Origin of the sequence: Nonomuraea roseola (assembly GCF_039535395.1) — a bacterium.
GTDB classification, from domain to species: domain Bacteria; phylum Actinomycetota; class Actinomycetes; order Streptosporangiales; family Streptosporangiaceae; genus Nonomuraea; species Nonomuraea roseola.
Genome location: NZ_BAAAXC010000006.1, coordinates 43,969 through 63,878 on the forward strand (window position 1 = coordinate 43,969; position 19,910 = coordinate 63,878).

The 19,910-nt window shown below is 71.0% G+C and carries 23 protein-coding genes; 8 read left to right on the plus strand and 15 right to left on the minus strand.

Translation table 11 applies throughout. The features are described from left to right. Window positions 1-89 precede the first annotated feature (89 nt). Window positions 90-1,184, plus strand: coding sequence for a hypothetical protein (locus tag ABFX55_RS05910; protein ID WP_346118381.1), 1,095 nt, complete (start codon window positions 90-92; stop codon window positions 1,182-1,184). Window positions 1,185-1,318: 134 nt separating this feature from the next. Next, window positions 1,319-2,320 (plus strand): hypothetical protein, encoded by a 1,002-nt coding sequence (locus ABFX55_RS05915; protein ID WP_346118382.1) that lies wholly within the window; start codon window positions 1,319-1,321, stop codon window positions 2,318-2,320. Here the strand turns inward: ABFX55_RS05915 and ABFX55_RS05920 are convergent. Further along, entirely contained in the window at window positions 2,280-3,458 is a 1,179-nt protein-coding gene (locus ABFX55_RS05920; protein WP_346118384.1) for a sensor histidine kinase, read from the minus strand. The two genes, ABFX55_RS05915 and ABFX55_RS05920, sit on opposite strands and share 41 nt — an antisense overlap. 28 nt (window positions 3,459-3,486) lie before the next feature. Between ABFX55_RS05920 and ABFX55_RS05925 the strand changes: the two genes are divergently transcribed. After that, window positions 3,487-4,419, plus strand: a complete 933-nt coding sequence (locus tag ABFX55_RS05925; RefSeq protein WP_346118386.1) for a DUF2332 domain-containing protein — start codon at window positions 3,487-3,489, stop codon at window positions 4,417-4,419. Here ABFX55_RS05925 and ABFX55_RS05930 read toward each other — a convergent pair. The 10 genes from ABFX55_RS05930 to ABFX55_RS05975 are packed head-to-tail and all read right to left on the minus strand — an operon-like array spanning window position 4,403 to window position 10,506. Continuing rightward, on the minus strand, window positions 4,403-4,804 hold the full coding sequence (locus ABFX55_RS05930) for an HIT family protein (protein WP_312895455.1): 402 nt from the start codon (window positions 4,802-4,804) through the stop codon (window positions 4,403-4,405). The two genes, ABFX55_RS05925 and ABFX55_RS05930, sit on opposite strands and share 17 nt — an antisense overlap. Beyond that, window positions 4,801-5,949 (minus strand): acyl-CoA dehydrogenase family protein, encoded by a 1,149-nt coding sequence (locus tag ABFX55_RS05935; RefSeq protein WP_346118388.1) that lies wholly within the window; start codon window positions 5,947-5,949, stop codon window positions 4,801-4,803. Before ABFX55_RS05935 ends, ABFX55_RS05930 begins: the two co-directional genes overlap by 4 nt. Beyond that, window positions 5,949-6,446 (minus strand): MaoC family dehydratase, encoded by a 498-nt coding sequence (locus tag ABFX55_RS05940; RefSeq protein ID WP_346118390.1) that lies wholly within the window; start codon window positions 6,444-6,446, stop codon window positions 5,949-5,951. Before ABFX55_RS05940 ends, ABFX55_RS05935 begins: the two co-directional genes overlap by 1 nt. A gap of 17 nt (window positions 6,447-6,463) precedes the next feature. After that, the gene (locus ABFX55_RS05945) at window positions 6,464-7,177 is read right to left on the minus strand and encodes a DUF1838 family protein (RefSeq protein WP_346118392.1); all 714 of its coding nucleotides are present in this window, start codon (window positions 7,175-7,177) and stop codon (window positions 6,464-6,466) included. A gap of 34 nt (window positions 7,178-7,211) precedes the next feature. Continuing rightward, on the minus strand, window positions 7,212-7,550 hold the full coding sequence (locus ABFX55_RS05950; protein WP_346118394.1) for a hypothetical protein: 339 nt from the start codon (window positions 7,548-7,550) through the stop codon (window positions 7,212-7,214). After that, window positions 7,547-8,440 (minus strand): YihY/virulence factor BrkB family protein, encoded by an 894-nt coding sequence (locus ABFX55_RS05955; protein WP_183645756.1) that lies wholly within the window; start codon window positions 8,438-8,440, stop codon window positions 7,547-7,549. Before ABFX55_RS05955 ends, ABFX55_RS05950 begins: the two co-directional genes overlap by 4 nt. A 4-nt stretch (window positions 8,441-8,444) precedes the next feature. Further along, window positions 8,445-9,197: a DUF3618 domain-containing protein gene (locus ABFX55_RS05960; protein ID WP_346118396.1), complete on the minus strand. Its 753-nt coding sequence runs from the start codon at window positions 9,195-9,197 to the stop codon at window positions 8,445-8,447. Next, window positions 9,194-9,589, minus strand: coding sequence for a phage holin family protein (locus tag ABFX55_RS05965; protein WP_346118397.1), 396 nt, complete (start codon window positions 9,587-9,589; stop codon window positions 9,194-9,196). The genes ABFX55_RS05960 and ABFX55_RS05965 overlap by 4 nt, the downstream gene beginning before the upstream one ends. Window positions 9,590-9,625: 36 nt before the next feature. Further along, complete coding sequence (locus ABFX55_RS05970) at window positions 9,626-9,772, minus strand: hypothetical protein (RefSeq protein WP_346118399.1); 147 nt, start codon at window positions 9,770-9,772, stop codon at window positions 9,626-9,628. After that, the gene (locus ABFX55_RS05975; RefSeq protein WP_346118401.1) at window positions 9,769-10,506 is read right to left on the minus strand and encodes a class I SAM-dependent methyltransferase; all 738 of its coding nucleotides are present in this window, start codon (window positions 10,504-10,506) and stop codon (window positions 9,769-9,771) included. The genes ABFX55_RS05970 and ABFX55_RS05975 overlap by 4 nt, the downstream gene beginning before the upstream one ends. A gap of 99 nt (window positions 10,507-10,605) precedes the next feature. Between ABFX55_RS05975 and ABFX55_RS05980 the strand changes: the two genes are divergently transcribed. The 5 genes from ABFX55_RS05980 to ABFX55_RS06000 are packed head-to-tail and all read left to right on the plus strand — an operon-like array spanning window position 10,606 to window position 15,311. Then, entirely contained in the window at window positions 10,606-11,331 is a 726-nt protein-coding gene (locus tag ABFX55_RS05980; protein WP_346118403.1) for a sugar phosphate nucleotidyltransferase, read from the plus strand. Further along, window positions 11,328-12,203, plus strand: coding sequence for an NAD-dependent epimerase/dehydratase family protein (locus ABFX55_RS05985; RefSeq protein ID WP_346118404.1), 876 nt, complete (start codon window positions 11,328-11,330; stop codon window positions 12,201-12,203). Before ABFX55_RS05980 ends, ABFX55_RS05985 begins: the two co-directional genes overlap by 4 nt. Beyond that, window positions 12,200-13,117, plus strand: coding sequence for a glycoside hydrolase family 191 protein (locus tag ABFX55_RS05990; RefSeq protein WP_346118406.1), 918 nt, complete (start codon window positions 12,200-12,202; stop codon window positions 13,115-13,117). The genes ABFX55_RS05985 and ABFX55_RS05990 overlap by 4 nt, the downstream gene beginning before the upstream one ends. 2 nt (window positions 13,118-13,119) lie before the next feature. Continuing rightward, window positions 13,120-14,382 carry a nucleotide sugar dehydrogenase gene (locus ABFX55_RS05995; RefSeq protein ID WP_346118408.1) on the plus strand — a complete coding sequence of 421 codons (1,263 nt, stop codon included), beginning with the start codon at window positions 13,120-13,122 and terminating at the stop codon, window positions 14,380-14,382. After that, on the plus strand, window positions 14,379-15,311 hold the full coding sequence (locus ABFX55_RS06000; protein ID WP_346118410.1) for an NAD-dependent epimerase/dehydratase family protein: 933 nt from the start codon (window positions 14,379-14,381) through the stop codon (window positions 15,309-15,311). The genes ABFX55_RS05995 and ABFX55_RS06000 overlap by 4 nt, the downstream gene beginning before the upstream one ends. Window positions 15,312-15,331: 20 nt before the next feature. Here the strand turns inward: ABFX55_RS06000 and ABFX55_RS06005 are convergent, their stop codons facing one another. The 4 genes from ABFX55_RS06005 to ABFX55_RS06020 form a co-directional block, all read right to left on the minus strand. Next, window positions 15,332-15,643 carry a MerR family transcriptional regulator gene (locus ABFX55_RS06005; protein WP_346118412.1) on the minus strand — a complete coding sequence of 104 codons (312 nt, stop codon included), beginning with the start codon at window positions 15,641-15,643 and terminating at the stop codon, window positions 15,332-15,334. A 68-nt stretch (window positions 15,644-15,711) separates the two neighbouring features. Beyond that, entirely contained in the window at window positions 15,712-16,140 is a 429-nt protein-coding gene (locus ABFX55_RS06010; protein WP_346118414.1) for an Hsp20/alpha crystallin family protein, read from the minus strand. Window positions 16,141-16,221: 81 nt separating this feature from the next. Then, the gene (locus ABFX55_RS06015; RefSeq protein ID WP_346118416.1) at window positions 16,222-17,160 is read right to left on the minus strand and encodes a diacylglycerol/lipid kinase family protein; all 939 of its coding nucleotides are present in this window, start codon (window positions 17,158-17,160) and stop codon (window positions 16,222-16,224) included. A gap of 47 nt (window positions 17,161-17,207) precedes the next feature. Further along, a complete protein-coding gene (locus ABFX55_RS06020) occupies window positions 17,208-19,898 on the minus strand; it encodes an immune inhibitor A domain-containing protein (protein ID WP_346118418.1) in 2,691 nt (896 codons plus the stop codon). Window positions 19,899-19,910 lie beyond the last annotated feature (12 nt).

Sequence of the window (19,910 nt, forward strand, 5' to 3'; positions counted from 1 at the left end):
GGCTCTCCCCTTCCATCGTTGAGAGTGATGAAACAGACATGAGGCGTCAAGCCTGTCACGCCCCGATCACAGCCGAGTATGGTTTCCCCGTGCGTGTGCAGAACCGAGTGGATCGTTCTCTCACCGCCGCCGACCTGCTGCGCGAGGAAACCTCCGCCTGGCTGGCCGCCCGCGCGGCCGACGGGCGTTTCCGCAGGTTCGGCCACCACTTCGAGGTCCTCGGGGCGATCCTGGACGGCATGCTCACCGGCATCAGGGAGCAACTGCTCGCGGTGACGGGCGCGACCTCGGAGGCGGCCTACGCGCGCTGCTTCCATCTGGACGCGAGCCTGTCGACGATCAAACGGCTCTTCGAGTGGTACGCCCCGAAGTACGACCAGCGACTCGACCCGCTGCGCGGCCCCGTGCTCGCCGCGGCCGACGAGGTGGTGCGCAGTTGCTGGTGGCAGCCTTTCGACGTGCTGGGCAGGAGACCGCCCGCCGGGCCGCTGCCCTACCTCGACCCGATGTTCGACGCCTTCGCCACCCCGCGCAAGGACGTGCCGAGGGACCTCGTCGACGAGCTGGTGCGCGAGCTGCCGATCCCGGTGATCTCGCTGCCCGCGTGGGCGGCCAGGCAGGCGTGGTGGCTGGTGGTCGCGGCGCACGAGACGGGCCATCTCGTCATGCACGACCTCGACCTGGCCCACGACGCCAGGCTGGTGGCCGGCGACTGGGCCGACGAGATGTTCGCCGACGCCTACTCGGTGCTCATGGTCGGCGACGCGGCCGCCTGGATGGTGGAGGAGCTCCAGCACGGGCTGAGCGTCGACACGCTCTACTACCCGCCGCCCGCCGAACGTTTGGCCCTGCTCGCCGACCCCGCCTCCTCCGGCCTGCTCGGCCTCCAGGTCGACGGCCGTCCGCTGCGCGAGCTCGGGCAGGGCTTCGACGAGGATCTCGCGCGGCGGTGGACCTCCGCCCTGGCCACGGACGACAGCGCCATCACCAAAATGCGCTCCCGCGCAGCCGCCAGGACACTGGTCGCCGCCGGGGTCGCCGCCTTCCCCTCCGACCCCGCAGGGGTGCACGCCAGGCTGCTGGAGAAGCTGCCCCTGTGCGGCCCCGACGGCACCATGGGCGCCGCCCCTGCCGCCCCCTCCCTGCGCGAGCTGACCGGCGAGCTCACCAGGAGGCTGCTTTGACGCTCCCGCACGTCGTCGTCAGGGTGGCGAGCACCCTCCGTGGGCTCGCGTCCGCCGGGCCCGCTCTCCCCTGCCGGCCCCGAGGTGCTGTGCGACCTGATCTTGTTCCTTCCCACCGACGACCCGGAGGATGAATGAGCCGTCTGTCCCAGTGGTTCAGTGCCAAGGCCGACCACGTCCACCTGGAGTTCATCCCCGACCCCGGGTCCAGGCCGCTGGTCCCCCGCGAGGGCTACGTGCGGCTCTGGCTGACCGAGGGTTTCCTCGGCCAGCGCAGGTCGTGGGGCAACGACCACTTCCCCGCCCTGCACGGCGGGCTCACCCTCAACTTCCTGGGCACCCAGCCCGTCGGGTTCAAGGCGGTCAGCACCCCCGCGTGGTCCACACCGGGCGTCCACCTCGACCTGCAGGTCTCGCCGCTGGTGCCGTACAACGGCGGGGTGGTCACCGTCGAGGCCGGCCTCTACCAGGTCACGCAGCAGGGACCGCTGGGCGCCGCCGTCCAGGTGCTGGGCAAGCTGGCGGGCCTCGTCGGCCCGCCGCTGGCGACCGCGGCGACCATCGCGGAGAAGATGTCAGAGGGCCTGGAGGTGGTTCTGGAGGCGACGGGAGACCAGCCGAGGCTGGGCGTGCACTGGAGCATGGTGGCGCCCGGCGGCGGCGGCAGGCCGGTGCAGGCGGGGCATCTGGTGGTGCTCGACGCGCCCGCGCCGCCGGGGAGGCTGGAGATCGTCGAGGGACGGCTCAGGGCCGACGGCCGGCCGGTGCTCCTCGACTACCTGGTGCTGCGCGTGGAGTGCCGCGAGGAGCGCGACGACCCGATCACGCCCGAGCTCGAGCAGCTCATCAGGCGGGCGGTCGAGGACGGCCTGCACGGCAACACCGCGTCGATGAACGCGATCAGGACCGAGGCGATCGTGCGGGCGTGGACCTCCTCCGACCTGGTGCCGAAGGACCAGCGGCGGGTGGCGCTGCTCATCCGCGACGAGATCGACGCGGCCAGGCCGCTCGGCGTCGTTCCGGTGGAGAGGCTGGCGGCCAGGATGGTCTCGCGCGAGTCGCCCGAGCTGAAGGGGCTGAGGCTGGAGGAGCTGATCAGCGGGCCGACACGCCGGGGTGGTACTTGGGCACCCTGATGTTGACCTTGGTGCCCGCGCCCTCCGCCGTCTCGACGACCAGGCCGTACTCGTCACCGTAGACCTGGCGCAGCCGCTCGTCGACGTTGGCCAGGCCGACGCCGCTCTCGGCCGAGACGTCTCCGGCCAGGATGCGTCGCAGGCGCTCGGGGTCCATGCCCAGGCCGTCGTCCTCGACGCTGATGTGGCACTCCGCGCCCGCGTCCTCGGCGACGATCGCGATGCGGCCGACGCCGTTCTTGGATTCGAGGCCGTGCCGCACCGCGTTCTCGACCAGGGGTTGCAGGCACAGGAACGGCACCGCGACGGGCAGCACCTCGGGCGCGATGCGCAGCGTGACCCGCAGGTGGTCGCCGAAGCGGGCGCGCTCGAGGATCAGGTAGCGGTCGATGGAGCGCAGCTCCTCGGCCAGGGTGGTGAAGTCGCCGTGCCTGCGGAAGCTGTAGCGGGTGAAGTCGGCGAACTCCAGCAGCAGCTCACGTGCGCGCTCGGGGTCGGTGCGGACGAAGCTGGCGATGGTGGTCAGCGAGTTGTAGATGAAGTGCGGGGAGATCTGCGCGCGCAGCGCCCGCACCTCGGCCTCCATCAGCAGGGTGCGGCTGCGGTCGAGCTCGGCCAGCTCCAGCTGGGAGTCGACCCACCTGGCCACCTCCTGGGCGGCCCTGACGAGCCCCGCTGAGGTCTCCTGGCCGTAGGCGGCCAGCGAGCCGACCACCCTGTCGTCGGTGCTGAGCGGCACCACCACGGCGTGCCTGATCGGGCATTCGAGCAGGTCGCAGTCGAGGTTCAGCACCTGGGTGCGGCCGTCCTTGAGGGTGCCCGCCGCGTGCGCGAACGCCTCGGCCGCGTGGTGCTCGCCCGCGCCGTCGTAGACCAGCAGCCGCTCGCCGTCGGTGATCGCGATGGCGGGCGAGCCGAGCAGCTCGCGCAGGTGCCGCGAGGCCCGCTGCGCGCCCTCCTCGCTCAGCCCCGCCCGCAGCGGGGGCGCGGCCAGGGAGGCGGTGTGCAGGGTCTCGAACGTCGCCCGCTCGGCGGGGCCCGCGCCCAGCTCGCGCCTGCCCCGCAGGACGCGCCACAGCACGAGCGAGGGGCCCCCGACGAGGAGGACCAGCAGCAGAACGACGACCAAGGGTTCCACGGGCGGAGCCTACCTCTATGCTGCGGGCGTGAACGATCTCGCACGGCGCTACGAGCTGTTCGGCAGGGTGGAGGCGCCGGGTTATCGGGAGCTGACCGAGGGGATCGCGGCCGATCCGGCGACCCTGGGCCTGATCGCCGCGCTGCCCGCCCCGAAGCAGCAGCCCAACCTGCTGTTCGCCGCCGTCCGCTTTCTCGGCGGCCCTGTCACCGCCTATCCCGCTTTCTCCTCGTTCGTACGGCAGAGCTGGGACGCCGTCCGCGCCACCATGCTGGCCCGCTCCACCCAGACCAACGAGGCGGCCCGCTGCGCCGCCCTGCTGCCCGCGCTCTGCCTGCTGGACGGACCGCTGGCGCTGATCGAGGTGGGCGCCTCAGCGGGGCTGTGCCTCTATCCCGACAGGTACGGCTACCGCTATCCGGGACGCGAGCTTGGCCCCCAGGAGGGCGCGTTCACGTGCGAGGTCACCGGGCCTGCCCCGCTGCCCGACAGGCTGCCCGAGGTGGTGTGGCGGGTGGGCGTGGACCTCAACCCGCTCGACGTGCGCGACCCCGACGCCGTGGCCTGGCTGAGGGCGCTGGTGTGGCCGTGGCAGCCCGAACGGCTGGCCAACCTGGAGCGGGCCGTGTCGGTCGTCGCGCAGGACCCGCCCCGCCTGGTGCGCGGCGACCTCAACGAGTGCGTGGCAGGGCTGGTCGCGCAGGCGCCCGAGGAGGCGACGGTCGTGGTCTTCCACACCGCGGTGCTGCCGTACCTGAGCGAGGCCGAGAGGGAGCGGTTCGCCGCGACCATGCGGGCGCTGCCGTGCCACTGGCTGGCCAACGAGGGACCGGCCAGGCAGCCGTGGGTGCGCCTGCCGTCCCCGCCGCCGGCCGACAGGGCGGTGATGGCGCTGGTCCTGGACGGCAGGCCGCTGGCATTCGCGGGGCCGCACGGCCAGTCGCTCAGCTGGTTCGCCTGATCGCCGCGGCGTACGACTCGGCCTCCTCGTCGGAGGCGTACCTGGTGCGTGGCCAGAAGAAGCCGCGCAGGCCGTCCTTCCTGTTGCGCGGCACGATGTGGACGTGCAGGTGCGGAACGCTCTGGCTGACCCGGTTGTTCATCGCCACGAACGTGCCCGCCGCCTCGAGCCCCTTCTCGACCGCTCCCGCCAGGTGCTGGACGCGCTCGAAGAACGGCCCGACCTCGGCCAGGTCCGTCAGCGTCTCCACGTGCGCGCGCGGCACGACGAGCAGGTGTCCCTTGAACACCGGCCTGGTGTCGAGGAAGGAGAGCGCCACCTCGTCGGAGGTGACCACGAAGGCGGGTCGCTCCCCTGCCACGATCTCGCAGAACAGACAGCTCACCAGCCGACCTTAACCGCTCCGCTCAGCAGGTCCCTGGCTATCACCATGCGTTGCACGTCGTTGGTGCCCTCGCCGATCGCCATGAGCGGCGCGTCGCGGTAGAGCCGTTCCAGCACGAACTCCTGCGAGTAGCCGTAGCCGCCGTGCACCCGCATGGCCTCCATCGTCACCCTCAGGGCGACCTCGGAGGCGAAGTACTTGGCCATGGCGGCCTCCGCCCTCGCCGACCTGGAGGCCGCCCAGTACGTCATCAGCCTGGCCGCCTGGATCTCGGTGGCCATGTCGGCGAGCTTGAGCTGGATGGCCTGGAAGTCGCCGATGGGCCTGCCGAACGCCTCGCGCTGGCCCGCGTAGGCGAGCGCGGCGTCGAAGGCGCACTGCGAGACGCCCACGGCCCTGGCGGCGATGTTGACCCTGCCCAGCTCGAGGGCCGACAGCGCCTGCTGCATGCCGCGCCCCTCGACGCCGCCGAGCAGCTGGTCGCTGTGCACCCGGACGTCCTGCAGGGTGATCTCGCAGGTCTCCGTGCCCTTGTAGCCCAGCTTGGGCAGGTCGCGGCTGACGGTGTAGCCGGGCGTGCCCGCCTCGACGAGCAGCATCGACAGCCCCCTGTGGGCGGGCGTCTCGTCGGAGGTCTTCACCAGCACCGGCATGGGGTCGGCGTGGCGGGCGTTGGTGATCCACGTCTTGGCGCCGTTGACCACGTAGTGCTCGCCGTCGCGCTCGGCGCGGGTCTGGATGCCCTGCAGGTCGGTGCCCGCTCCCGGCTCGGTCAGCGCGATGCCGGTACGGCGGGCGCCGCTGGCCAGGTCCGGCAGGTAGCGCTCCTTCTGGTCCTGCGTGCCGTACTGGTTGATCATCCACGCGGACAGCGAGTGGGAGCCGAGCACCCCCGCCACGCCCATCCAGCCGCGCGCGATCTCCTCGAAGACCAGCGCGTAGGAGACGCGGTCGAGGTCGAGCCCGCCGTACTCGGAGGGGATCGTCATGCCGAAGAGCCCGAGCTCCTTGAACCGCTCGACGATCTCAGCGGGATAGCGTCCCGAGCGCTCCCACTCGGAGGCGACGGGCACGATCTCCTTGTCGACGAACTCCCTCAGCGTGGCGCGGAACAGCTGCTGGTCCTCGTCGAGCTCGAAGTTCATCACATGGGTCCGTTCTTCGCGGTGGGAAAGTAGCCCTTGTCGTGCGGGGCGTCGCGCTTGTAGACCATGACGGTCCTGCGCCACGACATCACCTCGTCGCCCTCCTGGTTGAGGCCGCGCGTGGCGCAGGTGACGATCCCCGCGTACGGCCTCGACCCGGACTCGCGCTTGGCGAGCACCTTCGACTCGGCGTAGAGGGTGTCGCCGATGAAGACGGGGTGGGTGAGCCTGATCTCCTCCCAGCCGAGGTTCATCATCGCCGTCTGGCTGACGTCGATGACCGAGAGGCCCAGCACGATCGCCACCGACAGACCGGAGTTCACGATGATCTTCCCGGCCGGGGCCTTGGCCGCGAAGTGCGCGTTGAAGTGGTTCTGGTTGGTGTTCATCGTCAGCAACGTGAACCAGGTGTTGTCGGCCTCGATGATCGTCCTGCCCAGAGGATGCTGGTAGACGTCGCCGACGGTGAAGTCCTCGTAGTACCTGCCAAGCGTCACCTTGACAAGGCTAACGATCAGAACTTTCTTCGGTCAACGAACGTCGTCCAGCTCGTCTGGTTGGGCGCGCTCCACTCGGTGGGCGCGTTGAGCGGCCCGAACAGGGTCTCCAGGTTGCCTGGCACCTCGCCGACCTTGGCTCCCCTGCAGTGGTAGACCAGCGCGCCCGGCCGCTGGCCCATCGTCATCCACGGCAGCCAGGGCGAGACCCTGCACCACGAAAGCGTGTTCGGCACCGACGGCGCGTCGCCCTCGAGCGCGGCGGCGGGAGCGAAGAACTGGAACAGCTCCATCGCCCTGTAGGTGTCGCTGAAGGAGTTGTCGGGGTAGTCGGCGACCTTCAGCGGCGACGGGTAGGCGAGCAGGATGTCGGTGTTGAGCACCACCGTGTCGCCCATGCGGGTGGCAGGCACCTGGAAGCCGCGCAGCCGCTGGTTGACGGGGTCGTTGTAGACGTGCTGGACGTCCACGAGCCTGCCGGTGAAGGGGTTGTCCCAGGTGTCGAGGGGGTCGCGCGAGGCGGGGTCGAGATAGGCCGCCGCCTCCCTGGTCAGCAGTTCCCAGCCGCCGTCTTTCTCCACCGCCCTGGCCACGTTGACGCCCTCGAACCCGAACAGGTGGTGCGGGCCCTCGTCGAGGCCGTAGGCGTAGACGTCGCCCGTCCACCAGGTCACCGTCTCGGCGCCGTCGGCGCTGGCCCGCACTCGCATGAAGTCTCGGAGATCGCTCATGGGCGCACCCTACTCATGACGACCGCGCGAGCGCCTACGAGTTCCTGACGGTGATCGAGAAACTCGCCTCCGCCTGGCCGGTGATCTCGACGCGGGTGGAGCCGGGATGCTTGGCGTTGAAGACGAAGTAGGTGCGGCCGTCGAGGTGCTCCTCGCTGATGAAGGAGGCCACCTTGGCGTCGGGCACCGCCTTGAGGTCCCACTGTCCCTCGGTGAGCGACAGCGAGAAGCGCTGCCCCTTGCGCACCTCGACGGGGGTGGTGGCGCCCGGAGCCCCCTCGACGACCTTGCCGAGATCGCTGACGGCCGTGCCCGCACCGCATCCGGCCAGGCCCAGCGTGAGGACCAGCGCCACCATCGCGCGACGAATCATTCAGGAAGCGTATCCGGCTTGGGTGGATCTCTCGGCACCGCGTACGGCTCCACCTCGGGGGGATGCCCCTCCGCGATGCGTTTGCCCCTGATCAGCTCGGCGTCGAACTCGGCGCCGAACAGCAGGGCCATGTTGGACAGCCACAGCCAGATGAGGAAGACCACGACGGCGGCGAGCGTGCCGTAGGTCTTGTTGTAGGAGCCGAAGTTGGCCACGTACAGCGCGAAGCCGCCGGAGACCAGCACCCACAGGACCACCGCGAGCAGCCCGCCCGGAGTGATCCAGCGCAGGCCCGGCTGCCGCACGTTCGGCGCCGCCCAGTAGAGCACCATGATCAGCCCTGCGGCGATGAGCGCGAGGACGGGCCACTTGACGATGTCCCAGAGCGTGACGAGCGTGTCGCTGATGCTGAGCCTGCTGCCTGCCACCTGCGCCACCCTGCCCGTCAGCGTGACCGCGATGGCCCCCGCGGCCAGCAGCACCATGACCAGCAGGGTCAGGCCGAGCCTGAGCGGGGTCAGCTTCCAGAACGGGCGCCCCTCCTCGATGTCGTAGATCGCGTTGGCGGCGCGGACGAAGGCGGCGATGTAGCCGGAGGCCGACCAGAGCGCGACCAGCAGACCGACGATCGCCAGCACGCCCGCGCCGGTGCTCCGGACCCCCGCCAGCCCCTGGACCAGCAGGTCGCGCACCTCCGCAGGAGCGAGGACGGCGATGCTGCCGATGACGGCCGCCGCGTCGTCACGCCCGACCAGCCCCAATAAGGACACCAGCACGATCAGCGCGGGGAAGACCGACAGGACGCCGTAGTAGGTGAGGGCGGCCGCCCAGTCCTGCACCCCGTCGTGCCTGAACTCGGCGAACGCCCGCTTGAGCGCACCCCACCACATGCGCCTACTTCCGGTTCCGCTTCATCACCTTGCGGATCACGAGCAGGGCGACCGCCCCTGCCGCCGCGATCATCAGCGCCGGCCTGCGCCTCGCCTCGGTGCCGACCTTGTCGGCGGCCTCCTTCACCTGGTCGGGCATCCTGTCGGCGACGGCGACGACCTTGTCCTTCGCCGCTCCCGCGGCCTCGGTCGCCCTGCCCTTCACATCCGCCTTGTTCACGATGGCCTCGACCGTGTCGCCGAGCTCCTTGCGGGTCTCGGTGATGTCCTTGCGCACGTGCTCCTCCTTGAATACCTCTGTGTCACCGGCGGTCGTCGATCCTGTGGTGCCGCGCGGCCGCCTGGCCGCCGGGCGGGCGACGCCGCGGCCGCCGTTCTCCACGAAGCGGCTCGTCTCCTCGGCCGTCTCGAACTCGGCCGAGGCGGCCGTCTCGGCCCGGAGCTCGGCCTCCTTGGAGGCGGCCGTCCTTCCCTGGCCCCCCGCATGCATCCAGTCGGCCGTCTTGCCCGAGCCGGGGATCTCCGGCGGCTGGACGACCTCTCCCGAGCCGACGCGCTCGTCCGGCACCGTTCCCTCGGCCACGAACTCCTCGTGCGGCCTGCGGGCCTCCTCGGCCTGGTGGGCGTTCTCCGCCGCACCCGCGCGGGTCGGCGGAACGTTGATGGACTCATGATCTGTCGGCGTGCCCACGGTGGCCCTGCGCGCTCCGACGTCGCCCGCGTGTGACTCACTGAAGCCTGGATCGGTCTCGCTCATCGTCGTGCCCTCTCTTTCACCACGTCGATGTCGGTCCTGACGCTCGCGATCGCCGCTTCAGGTGTGGGTGGCGTCGCCTGCTTGACCTGGTTCTTACCGATCAGGCCGAGAACGGCGGCAAGCACGAACAGGGCCGCGGCCACGATCGCGGCGGCGGCCCAGGCCGGCAGCACGGAAGTCAGCAGCAAGATGACGGCGGCCACCAGGGCGGCTCCGCCGTAGAAGGCCATGAGGCCCGCGCCGCCGAACAGGCCCGCGCCGAACCCTGCCCGCTTGCCCTTCTCGGCCAGTTCCAGGCGCGCCAGGCGCATCTCGCTGCGCACGAGCTGCGACAGCTGTGCGGAGAGGTCGCTGACCAGCTCAGCCGTGGACAGGCCCTGCTTGGTGTTCATGGGTATGGCGCCTACCCACCCCACGGAACGGAAACCTCAGCGCTTGACGGCCTTCAGCAGCTTGTCCAGGACGCTGAGCACGGAGGACTCGGGGCTCTCGCACCAGGGGGCGGGAGGGGCGGGGCGCTCGCACCACGGCTGGGGAGGACGCGGCGTTTCGCACCAGGAGCCGGGACGTTTCATATCTCCTGTCTACCACCGATCAGGTGAGTCAGCGCGGCCACCGACCGATAGGGATCGGTACGGCCTGCGAGCTCCTCGCACGCGATCAGCGCGTCGAGGTCGGCGGGAGCCTCCTCGGTGCCCGGATCGAGGTCGGTGAAGACGCGCACGCCGTACCAGGCGACGACCTCGAGGCCGCGGGCCGACAGGGCCGCGGCCAGGTCGAGGCGGCGGTCGGCCCTGGCGCGCAGGCCCAGGCGGTTGGTGTAGCGGCCGCCCTCGAAGGCCTGCAGAGCGGCCTGCCAGTCGCCCATCAGGCCGGGCCGCATGGCGAGCGCGTCGCCGTTGCGCACCAGCAGCGACAGGAACCCGCCGGGCCTGACCAGCGCCGCGAGGTCGGTGAGGAGCGAGCCGGGCTCGTCGAGGTACATCAGAACGCCGTGGCACAGCACCACGTCGAACGACTCGGGCTCGAACAGCGACGACAACCCTGACAGGTCGGAATGGATCGTGCGGACCAGGGCGGGGTCGATGAGGTCGAGCAGCTCGCGAGAGGCGTCGACGCCCGTGACGTCGTGGCCGCGCTCGGCCATCCGCAGGGCCTGGGTGCCCTGGCCGCATCCCGCGTCGAGCACGCGGGCAGGGGCCGCGGGCAGATGGCGGTCGAGCTGCCTGGTCACCAGCTCCTGCCTGACCACGTTGCGCAGCGTCCCGAGGCCGGCGCGCCAGCGTCCCTCCGCACCCTCGAATCCCATGATCGAGAGCCTATCCCGGGGGAAATCGAGGAGGAACCGAAGTGAAACTCCCGGCCCCGACACTCGTGGGACTCGGCACTACCGCTGGAAGGGAAGCCTATGCATGTCGTCATACTCGCGGGCGGCAAGGGGGTGCGGCTGCGGCCGTACACCTCGGCGCTGCCCAAGCCGCTGGTGCCGATCGGCGAGGAGTACGCGATCCTCGACATCATCCTGCGCCAGCTGGCCGCGCAGGGGTTCACCAGCGTGACGCTGGCCGTCGGCCACCTGTCACCGCTGATCAGGGCGTTCGTCGGCGACGGCACCCGCTGGGATCTCACCGTCGACTACACCGAGGAGGTGACGCCGCTGTCGACGATCGGGCCGCTGTTCTCGATCAGGGACCGGCTGCCCGACAACTTCCTCGTCATGAACGGCGACGTCCTGACCACCCTGAACTACGCCGATCTGCTGCACCACCACACCGCCTCCAGCGCCTCGCTGACCGTCGCCACGGCGCCGCGCGTGGTCAAGATCGACTTCGGCGTGCTGGAGGCCGCGGGCGGGCACATCACGGGGTTCAGGGAGAAGCCGTTGCTGAGCTACCTGGTCAGCATGGGTGTCTACGCGCTGTCGCGCGGCTGCATCGAGGGCTATCCCGAGGGGATGGCCTTCGGCTTCGACGAGCTGGTGCTCGACCTGCTGGCCAGGCGGCGGCCGCCCGCCGTGTTCGAGTTCGAGGGCTACTGGCTCGACATCGGCCGCCCCGACGACTACGACGAGGCCAACGCCCGCTTCGAGGAGATCAGGCCACTGCTGCTGCCCGAGAGGGAGCGGGCGCTGTGAGGGTGCTGCTCCTCGGCGCCTCCGGCTTCCTCGGCAGGCAGGTGCGGCTCCTGCTCGAAGGCGACCCCAGGGTGGGCGAGCTGGTCTGCGCGGGACGGGCGAGGCTCGACCTCCTCTGCGCCGACGTGGCCTCCGTCACCGGGCTGCTGTCGTCCGTACGGCCCGGCGTCGTGATCAACTGCACGGGGCGGATGAGCGGCGGGCCCGACGAGCTGCTGCGCGGCAACGCGGGCGTGGTGGCGATGCTCGTGGAGGCGATGGCCGACGTGACGCCCTCGGCGAGACTGGTGAGGCTCGGCTCGGCCGCCGAGTACGGGCCGGTGCCGTACGGGAGCTCCACCCGCGAGGACGACCCCGCCAGGCCGGTGACCGCCTACGGGGTCAGCCACCTGGCAGGCACCGGGCTGATCACCTCGGCCCCTGTGGACGGGGTCTCGTTGCGGGTCTTCAACCCCGTCGGCCCCGGGCTGACGAGGGTGAACGTGATGGGGAAGGCTCACGCCCTGCTCGGCGAGGCGGAGGGGAGCGTCACGCTGGGCCCGCTCGGCGCGGTGCGCGACTTCGTGGACGTCAGGGACGTGGCGCGGGCGGTGGTGGCCGCCGCCTTCGCCGGCGCCCTCCCCGAGCGGGTGTTCAACGTGGGCTCGGGGCGCGCGGTGACGGTCAGGCAGGCGGTGGAGCAGCTGGCGCGGACGGTCGGCTTCACCGGCGAGATCCGCGAGAGGGAGGACCCCTGCGCGGTGACGGGTGGGGACAGGTCGGGGGCGGCGACGTGGAGCCAGGCCGACATCTCGAGGGCGGAGAAGGTGCTCGGCTGGCGACCCGTCCACAGCCTGGCCGACTCGCTCAAGGCGATGGCGGAGGAGGGATGAGGCGGCCCGCGGCGGCGCTGGCGGCCCTGACCGCCCTGTCCATGCCCGCCTGCGCCGCGCCGTCGAAAGGGTCGGCCTCGCGGGAGGCGGGGCCGCTGACCGGGGTGCGGTCGTTCACCTACGTGCTGACCGGCTATCCGGGCGGACGGCTCGACGCGGTCGCCGCCGCCCCGCACGAGCTGGCCATCGTCGACCTGTCCCGCGACGCCACGGCTCCCGGCTACTTCAGCGCCGCCGAGATCGCCGAGGTCAGGAAGTCGGGCAAGAGGGTGCTGGCCTACTTCGAGATCGGTTCGGTGGAGGAGTTCCGCTCGGAGTTCGCGACGCTGCCCGCCGATCTCAGGCTGAACGTCTGGCCCGACTGGCCCGACGAGCACTTCGTGCGCTACTGGGACCCACGCTGGTGGGAGCTGGTCGTCAGGCCCAGGCTCGAGCAGGCGATGCGCGCCGGGTTCGACGGCGTCTACCTCGACACCCCGCTGGCCTACGAGGAGATCGACCTGGCGCGCGTGCCAGGAGAGAGCCGGCGCAGCCTCGGCAGGAAGATGGCCGCCCTGATCGTCAGGATCAGCGCCCACGCCAAGGCGAGCAGGCCCGGCTTCCTCGTGGTCCCGCAGAACTCCCCCGAGCTGCGCCACCACGCCGGCTACACCGAGGCGATCGACGGCATCGGCATGGAGGAGCTGTTCTTCAGGGCCACGGACCTGCCCTGCGACCGGCAATGGTGCGGGGAGAACCTCTCGGAGGCCGCCGCCCTGCGCGCCGCGGGCAAGGCGGTTCTGGCCACCGACTACGCCACCACGGCCGCGCACCGCCGTACCGCCTGTGAGGCGTACGGCAGGGCGGGGTTCGCGGGCAACGTCACCACGGTCGAACTCGACGTGGTGAGTCCCCCCTGTGACGGAAAGGAGTGACGATGCCGAAGACTGTCGGCGTTGTCGGCATGGGATACGTGGGCCTCACGCTCACCGCGGCGATGGCCGCCAAGGGCTACAGGGTCCACGGGGTCGACGCGAACCCCGCGGTCGTCCAGGCCCTGTCGAGGGGCCGCGTCCACGTGTACGAGCCGGGGGTGGCGGAGGCCTTCGCCGACCACCTCGGCACCGGTGTGACGGTCGGGCACAGCCTGCCCGACGGCGAGCCGCTGGACGCGGTGATCCTCTGCGTCTCCACGCCCGTGGACCTCGCCACCGGCGCACCGAGGCTCGGCAACCTGGCCGAGGCCGCCGCCGCCTGCGGGGGGCAGCGCCTCGTGGCGGTCCGCTCGACGGTGCCGATCGGCACCAGCCGCGCCGTCGTGCTGCCCAGGCTGGACGAGGGCGCCCGGCTGGTCATGGCGCCCGAACGCACGATCCAGGGCCAGGCGCTGCGCGAGCTGGTCGAGCTGCCGCAGGTGATCGGCGGCCTGGACGAGCCCAGCCTGCGCGAGGGCGTCGAGCTGTTCGAGGGCCTGGCCGACCGGATCGTCCCCGTCTCCAGCCTCGAGGCCGCCGAGATGGTCAAGCTGGCCAACAACTGCCACACCGACCTGATCTACGCCTACGGCAACGAGCTGGCCCTGGTCGCCGAGCAGCACCGCCTGGACCCCCTGGAGGTCATCCGCGCGGCCAACCTCGACTACCCCCGCCCCGACCTGGCCAGACCCGGCTACGTGGGAGGGGGCTGCCTCACCAAGGACCCCTATCTCATGCGGGCCAGCGCCACCACCTCCCTGGTCGGCCACGCCAGGGCGCTCAACGAACGCCTCCCCTCCCACGTCGCCGGCAGGCTCGTGGGCCTGATCCGCGAGACCTTCGGCGAGACGCGCGGCAGGCGGCTGTCTGTGCTGGGCTGGGCCTACAAGGGCTGGCCCGCCACCGACGACATGCGCGGCACCCCCATCGCCGAGATGATGCCGGTCTTCACCGCCGCCGGGCTGACCGTCCTCGGTCACGACCCGCTGGTCACCGACGAGGTCATCCGCGAGTACGGAGGGCAGCCCGTCAGCCTCGACAAGGCCTTCACCGAGGCCGACGCCATGCTGATCGTCAACGACCACCCCGACTACAGGGGGATGGAGATCGGCGAGACCTCGATCAGGGTCCTGTTCGACTCCTGGCGCATCCTCGACACCGACCGGCACACCGGCGTGCTCGCCGGCAGGGGCATCCGCTACGCGGGGATCGGATACACGCGATGAGAGTCCTCCTGCTGGGCGGCGCCGGCTTCATCGGCCTGCACCTGGCCGCGCGCCTGCTCGCCGACGGCGACGCCGTCACGGTCGTGGACGACTTCTCCAGGGGCAGGCGCGACCCCGCGCTGGAGGAGCTGCCGCTGGACGTCCGCGACGCCGACCTCACCGACCCGGCCTCCTACCGGGCGCTGGAGCACGGCTGGGACCAGATCTACATGCTGGCCGCCGTCGTCGGTGTGCGGAACGTGGAGCGCGACCCCGCCAGGGTGCTGCGGGTCAACACGCTGGCGCTAATGCACCTGCTGGACTGGATCGAGCCCGGCGAGCCGCTGTTCTTCGCCTCCACCAGTGAGGCGTACGCGGGCGGTGTCACCGCGGGGCTGGTCCCCGTTCCCACGCCGGAGACCGTCCCCCTGGTGATCGAGGACGTCGCCGCGCCGCGCTTCTCCTACGCGATCAGCAAGCTGCACGGCGAGGCGGCGGTCCTGCACGGCGCGCACGCGGTGGTGGGGCGCTTCCACAACGTCTACGGGCCCAGGATGGGCCAGGACCACGTCATCCCCGAGCTGTCGCTGCGGGCGGCGCGCGGCGAGAACCCCTTCACCCTCTACGGCGGCGAGCAGAGCAGGGCGTTCTGCTACGTCGACGACGCGGTCGAGGCGATGGTCAGGCTGATGGCCACGCCCGAGGCGTTCGGGCGGATCGTGCACATCGGCGACGACACCGAGGAGACCAGGATCGCCGACCTGGCGGAACTCGTCCTGAGGGTGGCCGGCGCCGCCCCCGTCGTCTCCCCCGCCCCCGCGCCGGCGGGCTCGGTCGCCCGCCGCTGTCCCGACATCTCGCTGCTGCGCGGGCTCACGGGCTTCGAGCCGAAGGTCTCACTGGAGGAGGGCGTCCGCAGGACCTTCGCCTGGTACCGCGAGCACGCCTGAGCGCTCCCGCGCGCCGGTCGTCAGCCCTGCTCGGTCAGGCGGGCCTGGGCCGCCTTCAGCTCCTGGCGCAGGCGGCGGACCTCGCGTTCGAGGCCGAGGATGCGGCGGATGGCGATGAGCGTCATGCCCTCGTCGGCCATCTGGGTGACGTGCTGCACGGTCATGATGTCGTGGCGGGAGTAGCGCCGCTGCCCGCCGGTGGAGCGGGCGGGGCTGACGACCTCGTGCTGGTCGAGGCGGCGCAGGTAGGCCTGCTGCACCTGCAGCATGTCGGCCACCTGGCCCAGTGAGTAGAGCGGCGCGTGGTCGTCGTCGAAGGGCAGCGCGGGCATCACGACCTCCTGGGGACATGGGGCGGGCGACGGGGATCTGGGTTCCCTCGCCCGCCCCCGCCTCGAGGTCAGGCCTTGATGGCCTTGCTCTCGCCGCGCTGGATCTCGACCTTGCGCGGCTTGGCGCGCTCCAGCACGGGGATGCGGACGACGAGCACGCCGTTGGCGTAGCCCGCGTCGATCCTGTCGCTGTCGAGATACTCGGAAAGGTAGACCCGGCGGGTGAAGGCGCCCATCGGGCGCTCCCTCACGAACATCCGCTCGTTCTCGGCGATCTCCTCCTCGCGGCGGGCGGTGACGCTGAGCACGCCGCGGTCGACGGTCACCTCGATGGAGTCGGGGTCGATGCCGGGAAGGTCGAACTTGAGCACCACGTCGTCGTCACGCCGCAGCCCGTCCATGGGCATGGCCGAGCCGGCGTCGACGCTCTGGCGAGCCAGCCGGTTGAACTGGCGCTCGAACTCCTGGATGAACGGGTCGATCGAGGTCAACAGCATCTCCGAACCTCCTCGCTGACTGGAACCTGCAAATGTGGTTATAGGTTAATTCGCTGTCAGCTTGGATGCAAGTGGCCGGGATCAGCTGTCCTCGAACTCCGACGGCACCATGACCCGCAGCCCGTTGGGCACCACGCGCAGCCTGATCGGGGTGCGCAGCCGTACCTCGCCGTCGACGTCGGCCGCCATCGGCGGCTCGGTCTCCAGCAGCATCTCGCGGCCCATCACGAACGGGCCGCCCGCCAGGCTGCGCCACCTTCCTGTGGTCGCGCGCACGAGCGTCTCGCCCAGCAGCCGCAGCTTCTTGCCCGAGCCGAGCTGGTAGGCCACGAGCATGCCGTTGTCGATGCTGATGTCCCTGGCCACCTGCCAGCCGCCGTGGAAGCGGCCGTTGGCGATGTTGAGCTGGTCGGTCAGGAGCTCGTGGCGCTTGCCGTCGACGGTGAGGATCGCCCTGAACGGCTTGTGCCCTGGCAGGATCGTCAGGGCCGTCAGCGGATAGGCGGGACGGCCGAGTATGCGCTTGAGCCACGGCTTGACGGTGCCGGCCACCTCGACGGAGACGCCGAAGCTGGCGAGGTTGGCGAAGGGCCTGTCCTCCGCCATGCCGAGGTCGATGTCGGCGACCTTGCCCGTGTCGAAGACGCGGATCGCGCCGGCGAGGTCGAGCGGCAGGCCGAGGCTGCGGGCGAAGTTGTTGGTGGTGCCGAGCGGCAGCACGCCCAGCGCGACGTCGCGGTGGGCGACGTGGCGGACCGCCGAGGACAGGGTGCCGTCGCCACCGCCCACGACGAGCAGGTCGGGTTTGGTCTCCAGGGCCTTGTCCAGATGGGCGCGCAGCCTCTTGGGGTTGACGACGGAGAACTCCGCCAAGGGCTCGAAGCCCAGCGCGTGGATCTGGTCCAGCACCTCGAAGTAGTGGCGGCGGCCACGGCGGGAACGCGTGTTGATCACGACGGCGATCCGCCGGTCCCTGCGAATGGCCTCGGTGTGCTCGGCCTTGCTGCGGAGCTCGGTCATGGATGACATCGTAGGGCCGCCGGGACGCTCACCCCGGCGGCGCATGATCACTTCTTGGGCGGGGTGACCCGCACGACGGCTCCCAGGTTGCCCGGCAGCGGGGTGAGCAGGCTGAACCGCACGCCGAGCGCCTGCCCGCCGGGCTCGCCCGAGCCGAGTATGTGGCCGCCCGCGAGCTCGGTGCCGTACAGCTCGGTGGCGGGCCTGCCGTCCGCGTCGACGACCCTGGTGGTGTAAGGCCCCTTGGCGGGGATCACCACCGAGGCGTCGAAGTCGCGGTAGTCGAGGGAGCCCTCGACGAGGTCCAGCCCCGGGTACCAGGCCTTCGCGTCGGTGAAGGCGGGCACGCCCTTCAGCGCCGGGTAGGAGGCGCAGTGCTCGGCGAAGGGCTCGCCTTCCAGGCACTCCCTGAACGGCCGGGTCGCGCCGAAGGAGAAGGCCGCGTTCGAGCTCTGCACCCGTCCGTCGAGGTTCTTGCGCTCCCTCGGGTCCACGGCGGCCGACTCCCCCGTACGGCGCAGCGGCTCGTAGTGCGAGTCGACGAGCAGCAGCCCGCCCTTCACCCCGAGGCTCGGCCCTTCGAGCAGCGTGGGGGCCAGCACGTTGTTGGTGTAGGTCGAGTCGCGCAGCCACACCAGCAGCCCAGGCGCGTTGTACCGCACCCGCTCGACCTTCCACGAGCCCTCGCGCAGGTAGCTGGTGTCGTAGGCGTGGGCCAGGCCCCTGTCGAAGCCGTCGAGGTTGCGCCATTCGGCCAGGTAGAAGCGGGAGATCTCGCGGGAGCCCGTGCTGACGGTCCAGCCCTGCCCGCTGGTGTTGGTGAAGGTGGCGCCCGAGGGCGTCCATCCGCCCGCGCCCTGCTCCACGCCGTCGCTCCACACCGTGGCGCCGCCGCTGGTGAGGGCGAAGTCGTCGGCGAACCAGCCGCGCGGGGTGGTGCCGCCGTCGGTGTTGTAGACCAGGCGCAGCTTGATCGCGGTCCCCGCGAACGGGGTGAGGTCGACGTAGTCGTGCCGCCAGCCGCCGGTGGCGCCGGTCAGGCCGTACTTCCTGCCGCCGTAGCCGCGCAGGGCCTTGTTGGGGTCGGGGTAGCCGTCGGGCGTGCTGACCTCGGCCCCCGACTCGGCGAACACCTCGCGCTGGGTCCAGGTGGCCCCGCCGTCGGTGGAGACCTCGACGAAGCCGAAGTCGTAGTCGGGCTCGATGTCGTAGCTGTTCCACATCCAGAACCGCAGATCGGAGCCCGCCGGCACGGCCAGGTCGCGGGTGATCCTGACGTCGGCCCACTCCTGGTCCATGCCCGACCACCACATCTTCGCGCCGCCGTGGGGGTCGAGCATCTTCAGCGGCGCGCTGTCCAGGTTGACCCGCACGCCGTCCTCGGTCAGGCGGGGCGTGCGCGAGGACTGCCCGACGACCACCGTCCTGGGCCTGTCACCCGGGTCGAGGATCTCGGGGTCGGCCCAGCCGAGCACCCACTTGGCCCACAGGCCCAGGTGCGCGGGCATCGACTGGTAGAGGGGGCCGCTGTGCGAGCCGCTCGCCATCAGGTCCCAGAAGTCGACGGCCGAACTGGCCGCGCCGCTGGTGTCGTAGAGGTCGGGCAGGCCGAGGTCGTGGCCGTACTCGTGGGCGAAGACGCCGACGCCGGCGTCCTCCGGCTGCACGATGTAGTTGGAGATCTTCAGTCTCGTGCCGGGGACGGTGTGACCTCCCGCGACCGCGCTGGAGTGCGCCCACAGCGCGTAGGCGCCCTGGGCGCCGCCGTCGGAGGACTTGTCCTTGCCCGCGTGCACCAGCACGAGGTGGTCGACGACGCCGTCGGGCTCGTCGACATTCCCGTCGCGGTCGGCGTCGCCGAGGTCCTCGCGGTCGTAGTCGGACCAGTTGAAGCGGGGCTGGGCGGCGGCCAGCGCGTTCACGGCGTCGACGGGCAGCTGGGCGTTGCCGCGCGGGTTGTCGGGGTGCCCCGACATGTCCTGGTACGGCTGGCCGCACGCCGCCGCGCCGTACCATGCCTCGGAGTGGGGGAGCCTGATCCAGCCCACCGCCGAGCCCGAGACGGAGTAGGCGCCCTTGGACATCTCCTCGTACATGTTCCGCATGGTGAGGCCGGACAGGTCGACGCCCCTGACCTTGGCGGTGAGGCCCTGCTTGGAGTAGAGCAGCCTGTCGTAGTGGCCTGGGCTGAAGTCGGGCACCCAGAAGGAGAAGTTGTCCTTGCGCGGCAGGGTGGCGGGGTCGGGGATGCGGTTGTGCAGGGGGCCGTTCAGCCTGGTGCCAGGCGGTTCGGTGACGCAGTCGTCGGGAGCGCTGCGCGGCCCCCTGAGCCGCTCGAATCCTGAAAAATCATCGTTCGCCCGGTCGTTGAACTCGACCAGGATCGTCAGCAGCTTGGCCGTCTTCGTCCTGCGGGACTTCTTGAAGATGAAGTCGGCCGGGTTGAGCCCGGTCCTGACGGCCTGGCGCTCCCGCGCGGCCAGCACCCTGGCGGTCACCGGGTTGCCGCTGCTGAACCGGCTGTCGAGCTTCTGCGCGGGGATGCGGGCTCTGGCGTCCTTGCCCGGCCTGGGCGGGTCGGCGGGGGTGAAGCCCTCGGCGGGCGGCACGTAGTTGATGTAGTGGTCGGTGAGCGCCGGTTCGTAGCGGGCGGCGGTGTCGGCGCGGACGCCCGATAACCCGCCCGCGACCAGCGCCACCAGGGGGAGCGCCACGAGCAGGCGCTTCGTGCTTGGCACCACATTCCCTCT

Bases quoted from the DNA above. Each gene is read 5' to 3' on its own strand.
- ABFX55_RS06000 (WP_346118410.1), top strand. From the start codon at position 14,379: ATGAGAGTCCTCCTGCTGGGCGGCGCCGGCTTCATCGGCCTGCACCTG.
- ABFX55_RS05995 (WP_346118408.1), top strand. From the start codon at position 13,120: ATGCCGAAGACTGTCGGCGTTGTCGGCATGGGATACGTGGGCCTCACG.
- ABFX55_RS05935 (WP_346118388.1), bottom strand. From the start codon at position 5,949: ATGAACTTCGAGCTCGACGAGGACCAGCAGCTGTTCCGCGCCACGCTG.
- ABFX55_RS05980 (WP_346118403.1), top strand. From the start codon at position 10,606: ATGCATGTCGTCATACTCGCGGGCGGCAAGGGGGTGCGGCTGCGGCCG.
- ABFX55_RS05970 (WP_346118399.1), bottom strand. From the start codon at position 9,772: ATGAAACGTCCCGGCTCCTGGTGCGAAACGCCGCGTCCTCCCCAGCCG.
- ABFX55_RS05915 (WP_346118382.1), top strand. From the start codon at position 1,319: ATGAGCCGTCTGTCCCAGTGGTTCAGTGCCAAGGCCGACCACGTCCAC.
- ABFX55_RS06005 (WP_346118412.1), bottom strand. From the start codon at position 15,643: ATGCCCGCGCTGCCCTTCGACGACGACCACGCGCCGCTCTACTCACTG.
- ABFX55_RS06010 (WP_346118414.1), bottom strand. From the start codon at position 16,140: ATGCTGTTGACCTCGATCGACCCGTTCATCCAGGAGTTCGAGCGCCAG.
- ABFX55_RS05965 (WP_346118397.1), bottom strand. From the start codon at position 9,589: ATGAACACCAAGCAGGGCCTGTCCACGGCTGAGCTGGTCAGCGACCTC.
- ABFX55_RS05975 (WP_346118401.1), bottom strand. From the start codon at position 10,506: ATGGGATTCGAGGGTGCGGAGGGACGCTGGCGCGCCGGCCTCGGGACG.
- ABFX55_RS05945 (WP_346118392.1), bottom strand. From the start codon at position 7,177: ATGAGCGATCTCCGAGACTTCATGCGAGTGCGGGCCAGCGCCGACGGC.
- ABFX55_RS06015 (WP_346118416.1), bottom strand. From the start codon at position 17,160: ATGACCGAGCTCCGCAGCAAGGCCGAGCACACCGAGGCCATTCGCAGG.
- ABFX55_RS05990 (WP_346118406.1), top strand. From the start codon at position 12,200: ATGAGGCGGCCCGCGGCGGCGCTGGCGGCCCTGACCGCCCTGTCCATG.
- ABFX55_RS05960 (WP_346118396.1), bottom strand. From the start codon at position 9,197: ATGAGCGAGACCGATCCAGGCTTCAGTGAGTCACACGCGGGCGACGTC.
- ABFX55_RS05950 (WP_346118394.1), bottom strand. From the start codon at position 7,550: ATGATTCGTCGCGCGATGGTGGCGCTGGTCCTCACGCTGGGCCTGGCC.
- ABFX55_RS05955 (WP_183645756.1), bottom strand. From the start codon at position 8,440: ATGTGGTGGGGTGCGCTCAAGCGGGCGTTCGCCGAGTTCAGGCACGAC.